The sequence below is a fragment of the Cohnella lubricantis genome (assembly GCF_014212015.1).
Lineage (GTDB): Bacteria > Bacillota > Bacilli > Paenibacillales > Paenibacillaceae > Cohnella > Cohnella lubricantis.
On record NZ_JACJVN010000059.1, the window covers coordinates 1 to 16,415 of the forward strand.

The 16,415-nt window shown below is 58.7% G+C and carries 16 protein-coding genes; 3 read left to right on the forward strand and 13 right to left on the reverse strand.

The features are described 5' to 3' along the window. Positions 1-61: 61 nt before the first annotated feature. A complete protein-coding gene (locus tag H4Q31_RS15545; RefSeq protein WP_185179974.1) occupies positions 62-1,243 on the reverse strand; it encodes a class I SAM-dependent methyltransferase in 1,182 nt (393 codons plus the stop codon). Positions 1,244-1,367: 124 nt separating this feature from the next. On the opposite strand from H4Q31_RS15545, the gene H4Q31_RS15550 reads away from it, so the two are divergent. After that, positions 1,368-2,477 (forward strand): coiled-coil domain-containing protein, encoded by a 1,110-nt coding sequence (locus H4Q31_RS15550; RefSeq protein WP_185179975.1) that lies wholly within the window; start codon positions 1,368-1,370, stop codon positions 2,475-2,477. Here H4Q31_RS15550 and H4Q31_RS15555 read toward each other — a convergent pair. Both H4Q31_RS15555 and H4Q31_RS15560 read right to left on the reverse strand, forming a co-directional pair. Then, positions 2,448-3,767, reverse strand: coding sequence for an extracellular solute-binding protein (locus H4Q31_RS15555; RefSeq protein WP_185179976.1), 1,320 nt, complete (start codon positions 3,765-3,767; stop codon positions 2,448-2,450). The genes H4Q31_RS15550 and H4Q31_RS15555 overlap by 30 nt on opposite strands. A gap of 140 nt (positions 3,768-3,907) precedes the next feature. Next, on the reverse strand, positions 3,908-5,239 hold the full coding sequence (locus H4Q31_RS15560) for a PhoH family protein (RefSeq protein ID WP_185179977.1): 1,332 nt from the start codon (positions 5,237-5,239) through the stop codon (positions 3,908-3,910). A 116-nt stretch (positions 5,240-5,355) separates the two neighbouring features. Between H4Q31_RS15560 and H4Q31_RS21810 the strand changes: the two genes are divergently transcribed. Continuing rightward, positions 5,356-6,255: a YhcN/YlaJ family sporulation lipoprotein gene (locus tag H4Q31_RS21810; protein ID WP_185179978.1), complete on the forward strand. Its 900-nt coding sequence runs from the start codon at positions 5,356-5,358 to the stop codon at positions 6,253-6,255. Between the two features lie 373 nt (positions 6,256-6,628). On the opposite strand, the gene H4Q31_RS15570 is transcribed toward H4Q31_RS21810, so the two are convergent. From H4Q31_RS15570 to H4Q31_RS15595, 6 genes are all read right to left on the reverse strand, one after another. After that, positions 6,629-7,591, reverse strand: a complete 963-nt coding sequence (locus H4Q31_RS15570; protein WP_245347459.1) for an LCP family protein — start codon at positions 7,589-7,591, stop codon at positions 6,629-6,631. Positions 7,592-7,774: 183 nt separating this feature from the next. Continuing rightward, a complete protein-coding gene (locus tag H4Q31_RS15575) occupies positions 7,775-8,053 on the reverse strand; it encodes a hypothetical protein (RefSeq protein ID WP_185179980.1) in 279 nt (92 codons plus the stop codon). Between the two features lie 20 nt (positions 8,054-8,073). Further along, complete coding sequence (locus H4Q31_RS15580; protein ID WP_185179981.1) at positions 8,074-8,379, reverse strand: YlaH-like family protein; 306 nt, start codon at positions 8,377-8,379, stop codon at positions 8,074-8,076. A gap of 58 nt (positions 8,380-8,437) precedes the next feature. Further along, on the reverse strand, positions 8,438-10,279 hold the full coding sequence (typA, locus tag H4Q31_RS15585; protein ID WP_185179982.1) for a translational GTPase TypA: 1,842 nt from the start codon (positions 10,277-10,279) through the stop codon (positions 8,438-8,440). A 233-nt stretch (positions 10,280-10,512) separates the two neighbouring features. Beyond that, a complete protein-coding gene (locus H4Q31_RS15590; protein ID WP_185179983.1) occupies positions 10,513-10,995 on the reverse strand; it encodes a hypothetical protein in 483 nt (160 codons plus the stop codon). A 168-nt stretch (positions 10,996-11,163) separates the two neighbouring features. Beyond that, positions 11,164-11,838: a TerC family protein gene (locus H4Q31_RS15595; protein ID WP_185179984.1), complete on the reverse strand. Its 675-nt coding sequence runs from the start codon at positions 11,836-11,838 to the stop codon at positions 11,164-11,166. Positions 11,839-11,970: 132 nt separating this feature from the next. Between H4Q31_RS15595 and H4Q31_RS15600 the strand changes: the two genes are divergently transcribed. Then, the gene (locus H4Q31_RS15600; protein ID WP_185179985.1) at positions 11,971-12,690 is read left to right on the forward strand and encodes a TerC family protein; all 720 of its coding nucleotides are present in this window, start codon (positions 11,971-11,973) and stop codon (positions 12,688-12,690) included. Positions 12,691-12,766: 76 nt separating this feature from the next. Here H4Q31_RS15600 and thiI read toward each other — a convergent pair whose 3' ends face one another. The 4 genes from thiI to H4Q31_RS15620 all read right to left on the reverse strand — a co-directional run bounded on the left by thiI (position 12,767) and on the right by H4Q31_RS15620 (position 16,381). Further along, positions 12,767-14,062, reverse strand: coding sequence for a tRNA uracil 4-sulfurtransferase ThiI (gene thiI, locus H4Q31_RS15605; RefSeq protein WP_185179986.1), 1,296 nt, complete (start codon positions 14,060-14,062; stop codon positions 12,767-12,769). Then, positions 14,059-15,216 carry a cysteine desulfurase family protein gene (locus H4Q31_RS15610; RefSeq protein ID WP_185180023.1) on the reverse strand — a complete coding sequence of 386 codons (1,158 nt, stop codon included), beginning with the start codon at positions 15,214-15,216 and terminating at the stop codon, positions 14,059-14,061. Before H4Q31_RS15610 ends, thiI begins: the two co-directional genes overlap by 4 nt. A gap of 102 nt (positions 15,217-15,318) precedes the next feature. Next, positions 15,319-16,050, reverse strand: a complete 732-nt coding sequence (locus tag H4Q31_RS15615; RefSeq protein WP_245347460.1) for a lytic transglycosylase domain-containing protein — start codon at positions 16,048-16,050, stop codon at positions 15,319-15,321. A gap of 118 nt (positions 16,051-16,168) precedes the next feature. After that, positions 16,169-16,381: a DUF1540 domain-containing protein gene (locus tag H4Q31_RS15620; protein WP_185179987.1), complete on the reverse strand. Its 213-nt coding sequence runs from the start codon at positions 16,379-16,381 to the stop codon at positions 16,169-16,171. Positions 16,382-16,415 lie beyond the last annotated feature (34 nt).

Consider the following 16,415-nt stretch of genomic DNA (forward strand, 5'->3'; position numbering starts at 1 on the left):
CGGGCATGAAAGTTTTTTGGTTAACAACCATTCGGGTGAGGAAAGGTGTTCGGCCCTAACGTCAACCCTTCGTCCGGGCAAGCACGAGCACTTTGAACAGCTCGCTCATTCCGTCGGATAGCAGCAGCTGACGGATGGCCCGGTTGCGCCGAGCCGCCGGATGGAACGGGTCGGCGCTGTCATGGGCCGCGAGCTGCTCCAGCACCCCGGCTTCGGTAAGGAACCGGCGCTGCGTTCCGTACCACAGCCGCTGCCAGCCGGCCTCCTCCGCCGCGCCCGAGAGCAGCGTGAAGTTCACGTGCGCCGTTATGTCCTGCTCTCCCGGAGCGGCGAACGGATCGGTGGACGCCACATGGCGGCGGTAGCACATGAGCGTGCCTTCCATCCGGTGCTCAGCCGTCAGCTCCCGCGCTTCATCTCCGTAATCGATGAGCACAAGGACGGCATCGCCCAGCTTGCCCGCCAGCGCGGCAACCCAATCGGCCCCGTCGAGGCCGATCTCGGCCGTCTGCCCTTCGCGAAGGCTGGTCTTCATGCGCGCAAGCTCCTCCGCCAGCCGCGTCGTGCTCGGCTCGGTCCAGCACGCTTCCAGCCGCTCCTTCGCTTCGTTCCAAGTGACGCCCCACTCCCGCACCCGGCCTTGCCGCACACAGATCCGATGCACCGGCATCGCGTCGATCAGCTCGTTGGCGACGACGATCGCCGGTCTCTCTCGCCATGGCTCAGCCATCGCTGCGCTCTCGTCCATCACCCGCGCTTCGCCCGCTCGGATAGGCTCCGACAGCAGCGCTGCGGCTTGCCGCCGATGCTCCGGGCTGCGGTCCACGACCGTCAGGCGCACCGACTTCGCCTCCGCCTCCGCCGCTTCCCCGGCAGCCTCCTTCCAGCCGCCAAGCATCTGGCTGGCCAATCGGCCGGTCCCGCCGCCCCAATCGACGAGCTCCACTCTTCTCGCGACGCCGAACCGCTCTTGCGCCAGCTTGAACAGCCAGTTGCCCAGCCGCTCCCCCATCACATCGCCGACGTAAGCGCTCGTGTAGAAGTCTCCCTCCCGTCCGACCCTTGCGGCCGATCCGCTGCGATAATACCCGTGGGCCGGATCGTAGAGGCAGATCTCCATATAATCGCGAAACGTCAAGCAGCGCTGAAGCTTACCGTCCGTCGTCTCGCCCCGCCGGCTTGAAGAAGCGATGGCGGCTTCGATCGCAGCGGCAAGCGGCGTGCGTTCCTGCGGCTGGCGCATGGGAAATCTCTCCTTTCCGGCTGTTTCCCAATCATATTATAATAGCTAGGAAGTATGAAAGCGGCTCTGAAATCATAGATTGGAGTACCGCGCCGCTTGTCCGGCTTGAAAGGGGGAACTCCCGATGAAGCGCATCCCGGCCGGAGTTCGTCCGTTCGCGCTGCTCCTGCTGCTCTTGGCGCTATTGCCGCTCTCTCGGGCCGGCATGCTGGCGCCGGTCTACGCGGATCCGACCGACGGGGTCGACGAAGAGACGAGGCGCCTGCTGGAGAAGAGCCTGTCCGTCGTCGAGATCGACCGCGAGATCGAGAGGATCTCCGGTCTTCGCGAAGCTACCCAAACCGAGATCGGCAAGGCCGAGCAGCGGCTCGCCGCCCAAGAGATCGCGATCGCCGCCCAGCGAGAGAAGGCGGGACGCGTGCTGCGATCTTATTATATGGGCGACAAGGATATCTTGTGGGCCGCCCTGCTGAATTCTCGATCGTTGTCGGATCTGCTGAAGACATGGGAGATGATGGATATCATCTTCTCGTCGGATGACCAAATTCTGGACCAATACAGCGCCCAATACAAGGAGATCAAGGAGGGCTACGATACGCTTCAGCGCAACAAGCAGGATCTGGAGCAGGTCGAGAACAATTTGCGCGCGCAGCGCGATCGCGTCCTCGCCTTGCAACAAGAGCTTGACCGGGCGATTGCGGCTAGCGGAGACGCGGATCGCCTGCGGCAGTTAATGGATGAGATGCAGGCGTATTGGCAGAATGTCGGCATATTCGAAGTACGGCAGCAGTTCAATTCGCTCGCGACAGCGATGAACAACTTGCCGCAGTGGATCGATGAGCATCCGGAGATGCTCCAGACGAGCGGGCTGAAGGCGACGATCACCGTCTCGGATTCGCAGTTGAACGATTACTTGCGCAGCCAAGACGAACGAATGAAGCAGCTAACGATCACCTTCGAGCCTGACATCATGAGAATTGAAGGCAGCAACGGCGCCATTCAGGTCGGCATCGAAGGGCATTATACCGTAGAGAATGAGCCCGAGAACGCCATACGGTTCCACATCGACAAGCTCGTGTTCAACGGGCTTGAGCTGCCCGACACGACGCGAGCCGATCTAGAGCGCGAATTCGATCTCGGCTTCTACCCGCAGCAGCTGATCTCGTTCGTCAAAGCGGATTCCGTCGGCTTGACGCAGGGACAGCTAATTGTACGGCTTCGTATCGGCAAGTGATCCGAGCCATCGTTCCTTCCATTCCCCAGTCGGCAATCGGCCTTGGTACCAGTCGCTCCACATCGCCCCCAAGCGGGCGATCCGAATCGGCAATCCCGGCTCCGCCGCAAGCGGCGCTTGATTCGGGAACAGGCTGGCGGCCGAGGAAGCCAATATGCCCTCGTCTCCGGCAAGACGGCCATATATAGAACGGCTGACCGGAAGAAGGCCCTCCTCCTCATAGTTGTCCAGTTGGCTGCCGGATGCCGTCATCTCGGCTACCCACCGCATGGCGGCTTCCTCCTGCTCCGAATGGGAGGATAACACGAAGCTCGTTCCGTTAGGCCAGACGAAGGATGTCTCCCAGATGGAGCGGTCGATGGCAATTCCCGATCTGGCCGCGACTGGCAGATCCGCCAGCGCTTGCTTAGCCGCCGAACCTTTGGCGATTGCCGCGGCGTATTGTCCGGCAGCGAAGGCATCCCAGAAGTCCGCATTGCCTCTGCTATCTGCGATGCCGGCGCGCTGTTCGTCCAGCAGGTTGAGCGCACGGTCGAAGGCATCGCTGCTCCAAATATCGCTTGAACGATCGAGAAGCTCATCCTGCCCTTGCCCAGTCGCCTCGCCAAGCCAGGCTAATATAGCCAGCGGATCCGCGCTGTCGATGGCGAGCCAGGAAGCAATCAACCCCTTCTCCGCCATCAGCTGCGGCAGCACTTCCCATTGCTCCAGGCTAAGCGGCGGGGCGAACGCGGCCGTGTCCGATTGGAGCAGCGACAGCACGTTCTTATTCCATAGCAGGACATAAGGGTCGAGGCCGCGGGGGACGCCCCACAGATAGCCATTCCATTTCATCTGCGCGATAACGGCGCCGAACTGCTCCGACAGCGCGTCGCCGTTGAACGCCGAATCGACCGGTTGCAGCTCGCCGCTGACGGCCAGATCCCGCACCCATTCGTTCGGCACGAGCGCCATATCCGATGCCTCGATGCCTGCTTGAATGTCGCCTGCAAGCGTGGCTGACGCCGGATCGATGCGCGTCCAGCGCACGCTGACGTCCGGATGGCGAGTCTGGTACTCGCCGCTCTGGCTCCTCAACTGATTAAATCCAGCTTGATCGATGACGGCGGCGATCGACAGATCGGCGGGGCTCTCCTCTTCAGCGGCCGCCGTGACAGAGAGCGGCTCGTACGGCTGCTCCGGCGGACTCGACGGTTCCGGCTCTGGCAGCGGAGCGGCCGTCCAAGGCGACAGGAAGAGCGCCATCAGGCCGAGTATGATGAGAACGAGCAGTGTCTTGCGGCGAGCCAAGCGGATTCCCCCTCCGATTCGGTTCTGCAAACATTGACAGTATTTATGATAGCAGGAAGCGGAAGGATTGTCCTTAGTTTTCGCGGATGCAGCAAGAGCCGAAGCACAATTCGCTTCGGCTCTTGCTGCTCGACTCGCCTCTAGAGCAGGTCGGCTGCCAGTTGGGCGAGCTTCGAGCGCTCGCCCTTCTCCAGCTTGACATGCCCGCTGGCGCTCTCCTCCTTGAAGCTCTCAATCAGATGCGTTAAGCCGTTGCTCTGCGCATCGAGGTACGGATGGTCAATCTGCTCCGGATCGCCGAGCAGCACAATCTTGCTGTTCTCGCCGACGCGGGAGACGATTGTCTTCACTTCGTGCTTGCTTAAATTTTGCGCTTCGTCAATGATGATGAATTGCCCTGGAATAGAACGCCCCCGGATATAGGTGAGCGCTTCGACCTGAATGCTGCCAAGCCCCATCAGAATTTTATCCAAATCCCCCGACTTCTTCGTATCGAACAGATATTCCAGATTGTCATAGATCGGCTGCATCCATGGACGAAGCTTCTCCTCCTTCTCGCCCGGCAAATACCCGATATCCTTGCCCATCGGCACGACGGGCCTGGCAATGAGCAGCTTCTTGTACTTATGCTCGTCTTCGACCTTCATCAGCCCTGCCGCCAGCGTCAGCAGCGTCTTACCCGTTCCCGCTCGGCCGGACAGCGAGACAAGCGGAATGTCGTCGTTGAGCAGCAATTCGAGCGCCATCCGCTGCTGCGCGTTCCGGGCGGTGATGCCCCATACCGGATCGTTGCTCAAGTGAAGCGGCTCCAGGCGATGGCCGTCTGAGCTCACCTTGAGCAGCGCGGACTTGGATGTCCCCATCTCGTCGCGGAGTATGACGAACTCGTGCGGGTGCAGCTTCATTTTCAGACCCAGATGATTGATGCCTAGGAACCGGTATGTGTAGAACTCGTCGATCACGGAAGGATGCACGAAGAGCGACAGATGACCCGTGTATTGATCGGACGGCGCAACGACTCGATCGGACAGATAATCCTCGGCCGTAATGCCGAGTACGTCGGCCTTCACGCGAACGAGCACATCCTTGCTGACCAGGATGACTGGCCGCGGCTCCTGCTTCTCCTGCTCCTCTATGTGGTAGTTCAACGCTACCGCCAGAATGCGATTGTCGTTGGTCATCTCGCCGAACAGCTCTTGAACGCGAATGAAGCTGCGGTGGTTTAACTCCACCTTGACTAAGCCGCCGTTCTCCAGCGCGACGCCGTTATGCAGATGTCCGCCCTCGCGTATCCGATCGAGCTCCCGCGATACGAACCTGGCATTGCGTCCGATCTCGTCCGCCAGACGTTTCTTGGAGTCGATCTCCTCCAGGACGACGGACGGAATGACGACCTCGTTCTCTTCGAAGGAGAACATGGCCATCGGATCGTGCAGCAGCACGTTCGTATCGATCACATAGATTTTTGACATCGGCAGTACCTCCCGGGTTCGACGGATTTTGGCGAATTTGGCCATTCCTGAATCGAAGGTTGACGACGGGGAACAATGAGATCAGGTTGGATAAACATCAAGGATGGTGATTGACCATGATCGTCCGCAATGGAAGCCGCGGCGTAGCGGCAAGCCTGCTGATCGCAAGCCTGGCGTTAAGCGCAGCGGGCTGCGGAACGAACCAAGCCTCCCCTGCGCCCAATAACAATCAAGGAATTACGGCGCAGAACGTTACACCTCGTGCCGTTGCCTCGCCGGGCATCAGCAATCCGCAAGCGGTCGCGGCCCATCTGGAGCAGCTGGCCAAAGGCGTCAAAGGCGTGAGCGACGCGAATTGCGTCGTCTTCGGCAAATACGCGATCGTGGGCATCGATGTCGAGAAGACGCTGCCTAGATCCCGTGTCGGGACGATCAAATACGCGGTTGCGGAAGCGTTCCGCAAAGATCCTTACGGCGTTGACGCGCTGGTTACTGCCGACATGGATCTCGACGAGCGGATTCGCGAGATTCGGCAGGACGTCGCCAACGGGCGGCCCGTTGCAGGCTTCGCGGAAGAGCTGGCCGACATCGTCGGGCGGCTCGTGCCGCAGATGCCGCACAGCGTCGTGCCGCCGGCTTCCCCGGACGGAGGGACGACGGCCGGAGGCGGCGCCGGCGTGCCGCAGATGCAGACGAATCGCGGAACGCAGGGTACTCAGCAGTCTCCGGGGAACGACGTTACGCAGCGCCGAGGGAATGGCGCCGGCATGCATAAGCTTGACGCGAATGCCAACGGCGGAGCCACGAATCCGCCTGTCGGCTCCGGCAACCACAACGTGTACGAGATGGAATGGAACCGCGGGGCGAAGCAAGCAGGAGCGAACGGCGGCGTCAACATGCTCGAGACGGGAGCGGGCGGCGCAGCGCACCCGCCAGTCGGCTCCGGCAACCATAACGTGTACGAGATGGAGTGGAATCGCGGGCAAATTATTGACCATAACCGCACCTCCGATTAAAAAAATAAAAGCCCAGTGAGATATTCACTGGGCTTTGCTGATGGGATTGCTTGGCCGACGATACGAGCGCGGCAGACAGCGCTGAGCGTGACGGGGCGAGCCTCTTGGACGGCCGAAGGCGCAGGCGCATGTCCGCACTTGACGATGCCTCCATCGCTTAGCATTCGGAATCGCTCTCGGCTAACAGCTGCCAACGTCTCCGTCATCCGCCGTCCCCCTTGCTCTTCGGGAGCCATTACGGCCTCGGCTCCTACTCGATGGCCCTATTATAGCATAGGGCCGATTCCGATTCCAAGCGGCAAACGCCAAGGTTGGCATACGCCCGATGGAAGCCGGATCGCTTGAAGCCTGCTGAATCGCTCGGTGAGAGCGGTTATTCGTCTTCGGAAGGCGAAGCAGCAGCAGCGGGCTCGGATTGTTGGGATGCCGAACGTCCCTCCGCCGACAACTCCTCGGCGAGGGCCTGCTTCGCTTCCTCTACTTTATCCTGATTCAGATAAACGTAAGGACTCTTCCACACGCCTTCGAGCGGAATGAAGCGGATGTCGCTGCTGTTGATATCGTAGTACGCTTTGAGCATATTCGTGATCTGGGCCTTCGGAATGTCGGTTCGCATGTTGTCGCCAACCGCCCCGATGACGCCCGGCAGCTTGCTGACGCCGCCGATCGTCTTCATCTTGTCGACGATCGCCGCGAGCACCCGGCTCTGCCGGTCGTTGCGGGCGAAGTCGCTCGATGCCGCGGTTCCGTCATTGGACTTGCGGTAACGGACGAAGTCAAGCGCTTCGCCGCCGTCCAGATGCTGGTCGCCCTTCTGCAGATCGATGTGCGTTCCGTCTGCGCTGTCATTATATCTCATGTCCTGGTCGACGTAGACGTCGATGCCGCCCAGCTTGTCGACGACGTCGACGAAGCCTTGGAAATTAATAACGGCGGTATAATCGATCGGGATGTCGAAGAACTCCGCGAACATCTCCCGCGATTTATCCCGCGCGTAAGCGTCGGCGGCTTCGCCTTCCAGATCCTCTTCCGACTTCGCCGTGCGATGGAACCCCGCATAGAAGGCATTCACCTTCTGCCGCTTGTAGCCGGACATCTCCAGATTGGAGTCGCGGGGCACCGAGACGACCGTCGCCGTGTTGGACTTCGGATTCATCGCGATGACCATGATGACGTCCGTGTTCATGCTTCCGGTCTGCTTGCGCGTGTCCATGCCAAGCAGCAGCATCGCCAGCGGCTTCACCTGAGCCCGATCCGCCGACGCGATTGGCTCGGCGGCTCCAACGCCGGGCTTTAACGCAATATCTTCCAAAGCCTCTTGCGCTTGCTTCCACAATGCTCCCGCATAAACGGCAAGAACGATAATAATAAGAGCTAGTAAGCTAAATAATAGTCTCACCCAACGTCTTGGACGGCGTTTAGGTTTCTTCTTCACGCCCGCAGTTCCGGCGGCATTGCCGCGGGAACGCGGAGGCAAAGGTGCAGTTGAGCTCATCTGTTCACCTCGGAGTCGTCAACCTCAGGCCGGATCTTCGGCAGCGCCATATAGGTCATTGCCAAGCTGCTCGGCAGCCTCCCGGTCGAACCATACGGTCTGCTCTGCATGCTCCCGGTCTTCGTAGGTGACGTAAATCTTCGAGTGATCGCACGAAGCGACTCGAATCGATTGCAAACCGTGATCTTCCGACAATATTTGCGCAAAATAGCGAAGCGATGCCCGAGCCGCCTCGTCCTCCGGACGGCGATCGGTCATCAGCTTCATCTGCAGCCAATAGAATAGTGTGTCCGTGAGCCGCATAACGGTTCCCCCCGGTCTCCTTATCTATGCTCCGCTTGGTTAGCGGCGGAGTCGCCGCCTTTCTTGCCTCTCCATTTGTCATACATCTGACGGCCTCTCAGCATGAGCATCATGACGACGGCGACCGCCATGCATTGAATGATCGGCAGCTTATCTAACTGCAGAACAAGCAGTACAAGGCATCCGATCGCCATGACGATGTGAACGATCACTTCCTTCAACAGAGGAAGCCGTCCCATGCGGAACACGGCGTTAAAGATGTAGATCGTAAACGCGAGAATAAGCAGATAGGAAATAATGGGGTGGTCGTGAAACCAGGTCTGCATCCGGAATCCCTCCTACGCTTCGGCTTGCCGCCGCATTCGCACCAGTCGGAACCGGCGATTAAACGCCGGATTCCGCCATCTTGCGCTGCTTGTCGAACCGGTCGCGCTCGCTCTTGTTCAAGATCTTCTTGCGCAAGCGGAACGACTTCGGCGTAATCTCGCACAGCTCGTCGTCGTTCAAATATTCCAGCGCTTCTTCAAGCGACATCAGGCGAGGCGTCTTGAGCTTAACCGTCTCTTCCTTATTCGCTGTCCGAATGTTGTTCAGCGCCTTCTCTTTACAGATGTTCACGATGATGTCGTTGTCGCGGGTATGCTCGCCAACGATCATGCCTTCGTATACTTCCGTACCCGGCTCCAGGAACAGGATGCCGCGGTCTTCTACGCCCATCATGCCGTACATCGTCGACGTTCCGGTCTCGCTTGCGATCAGCACGCCTTGATGGCGCCCGCCGACTTGCCCGCCCGCCATCGGCCCGTAGCTGTCGAACGCGTGGTTCATGACGCCGTAGCCGCGGGTCAAGGTCAGGAAGTTCGTACGATAGCCGATCAGGCCGCGCGCCGGAATGAGGAATTCCAGACGGATCTGGCCGTTGCCGTTGTTGATCATGTTGACCATCTCGGCTTTGCGCGTGCCGAGACTCTCCATGACGTTGCCCATGCTCTCTTCCGGCACGTCGATGAGCAGACGCTCGATCGGCTCGCTCTTCACGCCGTCGATCTCGCGGATGATTACCTCCGGCTTCGACACCTGCAGCTCGTAGCCTTCGCGGCGCATGTTCTCGATCAGAATGCCGAGGTGAAGCTCGCCGCGGCCGCTGACGATGAAGACGTCGGGGCTGTCCGTCTCTTCAACGCGCAGCGAGACGTCCGTCTCCAGCTCCTTGAAGAGGCGCTCGCGCAGCTTGCGGGAAGTGACGAACTTGCCTTCGCGTCCGGCGAACGGGCTGTTGTTGACGAGGAAGCGCATCTGCAGCGTCGGCTCGTCGATCTTCAACACCGGCAGCGCTTCAGGATTCGCAGGATCGGCGATCGTCTCGCCGATGTTGATATCCTTAATGCCGGCGATCGCAATAATGTCGCCAGCTGCCGCTTCTTCCATCTCGACGCGCTTGAGGCCTTGGAAGCCGAACAGCTTCTCAATGCGGGCTTGGCGCAGCTTGCCTTCGCGATCGAGCACGGCAACAGGCTGGCCTTGGCGAATCCGGCCGCGGTTGACGCGGCCGATCGGAATGCGGCCCAAATATTCGTTGTAATCAAGCAGCGTAACAAGGAATTGCAACGGCTGCTCGGTATCTTCCGTCGGGTGCGGGATGTTGCCGACGATCGTCTCGAACAGCGGCTCCATTGTAGGCGTCAGGTTGTCCGCCTCGAGGCTGGAGATGCCGTTCAGGCCGGACGCGTATACGACCGGGAAGTCGAGCTGCTCGTCGTTCGCTTCCAGCTCGATGAAGAGCTCCAGCACTTCGTCGATGACCTCCGCCGGACGAGCCGCCGGACGGTCGATCTTGTTGACGACGACGATGGGCGTGAGGCCGGCTTCAAGCGCTTTGCGCAGCACGAACTTCGTCTGCGGCATGCAGCCCTCGAAGGCGTCGACGACAAGCAGAACGCCGTCGACCATCTTCATGATCCGTTCGACTTCGCCGCCGAAGTCAGCGTGTCCCGGGGTATCAACGATGTTGATCAAGTAGTCCTTGTAATGAACGGCCGTGTTCTTGGCCAGGATCGTAATACCGCGCTCCCGCTCCAGATCGTTGGAGTCCATCGCACGCTCCTGCACCTGTTCATTCTCCCGGAAAGTTCCGGATTGGCGAAGCAGCTGGTCCACCAGTGTTGTCTTGCCGTGGTCAACGTGTGCGATAATGGCGATATTGCGAATGCGATCTCTTGGATGCATAGTTCCACTCCTATCTTTATATGAGGGGGCAGCGAATAACGGCGTCTGCTTGAAGGGTTCGTTCATCCGCGCTTGTTCCCGATGCAGACGGCAGAAAGTCGCCAACCCCTGTTCTCCCTCGTATCACAACAAAACGCCGACGCGAGGCCGGCGCTTCCACCTACATCCCTTCTATTATAGACCACTTCCCGCATTTAGCAAGCGGAAACGTCTGCAGCTTCTTCTGGCAACGATCAGCGGAACCGAGGCCGGCGCCATACGAGCCAGATCCCGACGGCAATCAGCGCGATGGCGATAATGTAAATGCCCCACGACCAGAGCAGCGTGAAGATAAAGAGGACGACCGACAAGATGGCCAGCGCGACTGCCGCCGTCCAAATGCCGCGGGAACGAATTTGCCCGAATATGTAATACTCGTACAAGCCTGCGGATACAGCCAGCAAGAAGAACGGCCACAGGTACTTCATGACGCCCCAGTCGAACCAATTGCCGATCAGCAGAATCACAGATACGATCGTCAGGATGGCAGCCGGAATGAGTGCTATAGCCGGAAGCAATCTGCCGAAGAATAACACATGAAGCAATATGCCCGGAATCAAAATAATTAGCGGCCAGAATAATGCTCCGATAAATGCAAAAACTCCCAGCTTGCCCAACAGGATGATCAATCCCGCAGCCAATATCAATACGCCAACCGCGGCGGATTGCTTGTTCACGACGCTCCCCCACTTTATCTCTAGACTGCAAAGCCTGCTCCCAATTTCTGCGATAGCCGATCGAGGTAGGATGGCAGCTTATTCTTTAAGTGTACTGGATTGCGGGAGAAAAAACCAGTTCGCCCCGGGAAAAATGTGCCTTCCGGGCCGCCTCTTCGTTCATGGCTGTCAGGCGCGGCGGCGGCGCTTCAGCCACAGCGCGCAGGAGATCAGCAAAGCCGCCGCCGCGTACGGCGCTGCATGCGTAAACTGATCGGCTGCTTGCGGAAGCCGTCTTGCCCAAGCGGGATCCTTCATCAGCATATCCCCAGCGGCGTAAGCGAGAAGCGCGCCTCCGATATAGACAAGGAACGGAAGCCGATCAAGCATTCGCATAATGAACGAGCTTCCCCAGATCATAATCGGAATGCTCATGGCAATCCCGATGAACAGGAGAACGGCGTCGCCGCGGGCGATGGCAGCGATGGCCAGCACGTTGTCGAGGCTCATGACAAAGTCCGCTGCGACAATCGTCCAGACGGCTCCGATCAAGGTATTCTTCGCGGAACGGCGCTCAATCTCTGCCCCTCCGTGGTTGTCCAGCATCAGCTTCAAAGCAATGGCGAACAGCAGCAATGCGCCTGCCGTCTGCATGAAGGGGATGCCTAGCAGCTTAACGGCAGCAAGCGTCAAGCCGCAGCGGAGCACCACCGCGGCAAGCGTTCCCCACCAGACAGCGGATTGCCGCTTGTCCGGCGGCAAACGGCGGGCGGCCATCGCGATGACGATCGCGTTATCTCCGCTGAGCAGCAGGTTGATCAGCACGATCTCGGCGAATACCATCAAGCTCTCCCCAATTCCCATCCGAACACCTCCTCAGATGAGATTTATGTACAGGCCCGCGCGGATATGCGAAAGTTTTTTTGCGAGAAGATGAATCCAATTAGCGCTTCTCGCGTATGTAGAGGTGGATTGTACAGGGGGGGAAAGAGATCGATGGACATCCTAAGTTTGGACTTCTTGGCAGCGCTGTTGACCATTATCTTCATTGATTTGCTGCTCGCCGGAGATAATGCAATCGTAATCGGTCTCGCTGCCCGCAACTTGCCTAAGGAGCATCAGAAGAAAGCCATATGGCTGGGCATGGGCGGCGCCGTACTCATTCGGGTCGTCGCTACGCTGCTCGTCGTATATCTGCTCAAAATTCCGTTCCTCCTCGCGATTGGGGGAGTCGTTCTTCTATGGATTGCCTACAAGCTGCTCGTTCAAGAAGAACACCACGATGATATTCAAGGCGGCTCGTCGTTATGGGGAGCGGTTCGCACGATCGTCATCGCCGACGCCGCGATGGGGTTAGACAACGTCATCGCCGTCGCGGGCGCGGCGCATGGCAGCGTGCTGCTCGTCGTGCTCGGCTTGCTGATCAGCATTCCGGTGATCGTATGGGGAAGCACGATATTCGTCAAGCTCATTGGCAGATTCCCTTGGATCATCTATCTCGGCTCGGCCGTGCTTGCCTATACGGCTGCCAAGATGGTAACGCACGAGCCTCAGCTCGAAGGCCTGTTCCACGATCATCAAGCGCTGAGCTGGACCTTTATCGTCCTCATGATCATCGCGGTGCTCGTTGGCGGATGGCGGACCAGCGTATCCAAAGCGCGCAAGCGAAAGTCGAAGAACTCTGCAGCGCCTAAACCTGCAACTGAACAGGAATGACAGAAGACCGTCCAGCCGGCTTGCGCCGAACGGACGGTCTTCTTATGTCTGCAGTTCATGCAGAAGCAGCCTTCTGTTAGAACCAGCGATCTTCATCTTGGTCGCTCGCGGGCTTACCGGCAGAAGCGTCAACCGGCTGCTCGACTCTCGCGGAAGACTCATCAGACGCTGCCTCCCGCTTCGGCTTCGCTCTTCCGGACGGCGTCATGACGATGGTCTCCGTCCCTTGGACCGCGGCTTCGATCAACGTCTCCAGCTCCGAACCCAGGTAGCCCTCCACCTTCTCGACGATGCGAAGATTCGGATTCGTCGCGGGCGACTTCGGAACGAACAGCGTACAGCAATCTTCGTAAGGAAGAATAGAAGTCTCGTACGTGCCGATCCGCTCGGCATGCCGGATAATCTCTTGCTTGTCCATCATGACTAATGGACGAAGCAGCGGAAGCGATACGGTTCGCCCGATCACGTTCATACTGCCCAGCGTCTGGCTTGCCACTTGACCGAGACTGTCCCCCGTGACGATGGCGAGCGCCCCGTGCTTCTCAGCCAGCCGTTCGGCAATTCGCAGCATTGTCCGGCGCATGAGCGTTATGATTAGATGCTCGTGCCCGCTCTGAACCATGCGGGTCTGCAGTTCCGTGAACGGCACAAGGTGCAGCTTAATCGATCCGCCGTAATGCGCGAGACGCTGGGTTAGCGAGAGAACCTTCTCCGTCGCCTGCTCACTCGTGAACGGATAGCTGTGGAAGTGCACTGCTTCGATCTCGAGGCCTTTGCGCATCGCCATCCAGCCGGCGACCGGGCTGTCGATGCCCCCAGAGAGCAGCAGCATCGCCTTGCCGTTCATCCCAAGGGGGAAACCGCCGGCGCCCGGGACAACCTCGCATGACAGGTAGACTCCTTCAGGCTGAATATCGACCTTCAGCTCGACATCGGGATGGCGGACGTCAACCTTCAGCGGCGGCGTATTCCGCAGCACGTGGGCGCCAATTAGGTGATTCATCTCTTGAGAATCGTGCGGGTATACTTTCCACGCCCGCTTCACGGTTACCTTGAAGGTGCTAGGCGCGGGTTCCAGACTGTTCATGAGGGCCAGCGCCTTCTCCTGCACTTCTTCCAACGCATGGCCCGAACGAATCGCAGGGCTGAACGAGTACACGCCGAATACGTCCTTGAGCCTTGCCTCGATACCCTCATAGTTCTCGTCTCCCAGCCGGATGTAGATGCGGCCGTACGTCCGCTCGTATTCCAGCGCCGGGAACGCAGCGAGCGACTGCCGGATTCTCGTCAGCATCAAGCCTTCGAACCGTCCCCGGTTGCGCCCCTTAATCGTCAGTTCTCCCAGCCTTACGACGATCAGATCGTACTTCATCGCGAACCCCTCTCCAGCGGCTTCAGCTTGGCGATCGTCGCCCGGAGAGCTTCCGCCAGCAGCTTAATATGTTCCTCCGTATGCTCGTCGCCGAAGCTGATGCGAATGCTGCCCGAAGCTCTCGCTTCATCCAATCCCATCGCGGCCAACACGCGGCTCGGCTTTAAGCTCTTCGAGGAGCAGGCCGATTGGGTCGAGATCAAGATGCCGCGTTCCTCCAGCATATGAACGATAACTTCCGGCCGCATGCCAGGATAAGAGACGTTCAAGATGTGCGGAGCAAAGAGCGCATCGTCTTCGCCCGAATTCAGAATCAATTCCGGCATCTCGCGAATATACTCAATCAGAAGGCTTCGCAGCTGCCGCATGCGCAGCACGCGGCGCTCCATCGATTCCATCGTCAGCCGCAGCGCTTGGGCGGTCGCCACGATGCCCGGCACATTGTGGGTCCCGCTTCGCAGACCGTCCTCTTGACCGCCTCCGGCGAGCAATGGCTCCAGCTGTATGCTGTCCTTCATGAGAAGGAAGCCGGCTCCCTTCGGACCCCGGAACTTGTGAGAGGATGCGGAGTATAGGTCGACACCCGCCGTGGTCCACGTCAGCGGCACTTTGCCGATTGCCTGTACGCCGTCGACGTGGAAGCGGATTTGCGGATAGGCGGACAGCAGGCGGCCGATCTCCTCGATCGGCTGAATGGCGCCTGTCTCATTGTTAACATGCATGACGCTGACAAGGACGGTCTCCGGCCGAATCGCCGCCTCAACGTCCGCTGCCGATACATGGCCCGAAGCATCGGGCTGAATAACGCTCACTTGAACGCCCAACCGCTCCATCTGCTTCGCCGTATTGAAGACGGAGGCATGCTCAATCGACGTCGTAATCCAATGCTTCTCGGGCTTGCGGGAAGCTTCCAGCGTTCCCTTGATCGCCAAGTTATTGCTCTCCGTCCCGCCGGAAGTGAACAACACTTCCTCCGGCTTGGCTCCGAATGCCGATGCGACGGAAGCCCGCGCCCGCTCCACGAGCTTAAGCGCTTCTCCGCCTGCGCGATGCAGCGCGCCGGAATTGGCATAATGCAGCGTCATCAGCTCGCCGACCGTGCGGACGACTTGTTCGTAAGGCGGAGTGGACGCGCAATGATCGAAATAAGTAATTTTCACCTGACAAACTCCTATTCATAAAAAAGATCAAAGCAAGATGGCTTCATCCGCTTTGATCCCTTCGTACTTATTCTCGTTCGCTCTACTCTTCGCCTATTAAGCTGGCGAAGTCCAAGCGTCGCGGGCTTGAAGCACTTTCCGAACATAGCCTTGCGTCTCTTCCGGAAGCAACGACAGCTTGGACGCAAGCTCCTGGTCATCCCCGATGCCTAGCTTATCCACCGTTCCCGGACCTGCGTTGTACGCTGCGAGCGCCACCGCTTCGCTGCCGTCGTATTTGCGCAGCAGATAGGACAAATACCGGGTGCCGCCGCTAATATTCTGAGCAGGGTCGAACGAATCTGTTACGCCTAATCCTTGAGCGGTACCGTCCATCAACTGCATAAGTCCTTTAGCTCCGGCGGAAGATACGGCATCCGAACGAAAAGAAGATTCCGATTGAATGACGCCTTTGATCAAAGCGGGATCGACTCCGAATTGAGCCGCCGCCTGTTGAATGAGTTCATCATAAGCGAATGTATCGCCTTCTCTTGATAACAGCCCGGCTGCGTTCCCGCTGACTCCGCTAAGTCCAAGCATGGATTGCAAGGATGCTGCTCCTGTGTTCAGGTCGAGGCCTAACAGCGAATCGTTGTCGTCCGAGCCGTTGAGGGAATCGAGCGAAGGAGCCGTCAATTGACTAAGCAATTGCGCGAATACGCTATCGCCGTCTCCGTCCTGCTGAGCGGTTTGAACCGACTGGGCGAAGGGATCGATACCCGACATGATTTGGGACAGAAGCAATTCCTTCATGATGCGCGGATCCGTTGTGACTCTCATATCGGACATTCCTTATCGCTCCTGGGGTCATCGTTGTACATATCCCTTCCATTGTACAACATTAGCCCAAGGCTCGGAAAGACCCGATTAGGAGATTCGCCCTCATCTGGAAGTCGAATCGAGAAAATCAGCTTTTCGGCTTGAAGGTAAGGCAACAGGTCTCCGACGATTGATCCGCTTGATCTTGATGTCCCCCGAACAACTCGTCTGCGAATTCCTCGCCGCCGGTACCTCGATACGCATGAGCATCAATCTCGATCGCGATCTCTTGGGCTGCGCAGCGGTTGCCTTCGCCCCAATACGAACAATTGCTAACACTGCAAGCGACGCCTTGCGGCATAAAATGACTCACCCCCCGATCGTAGTGTGCGCAC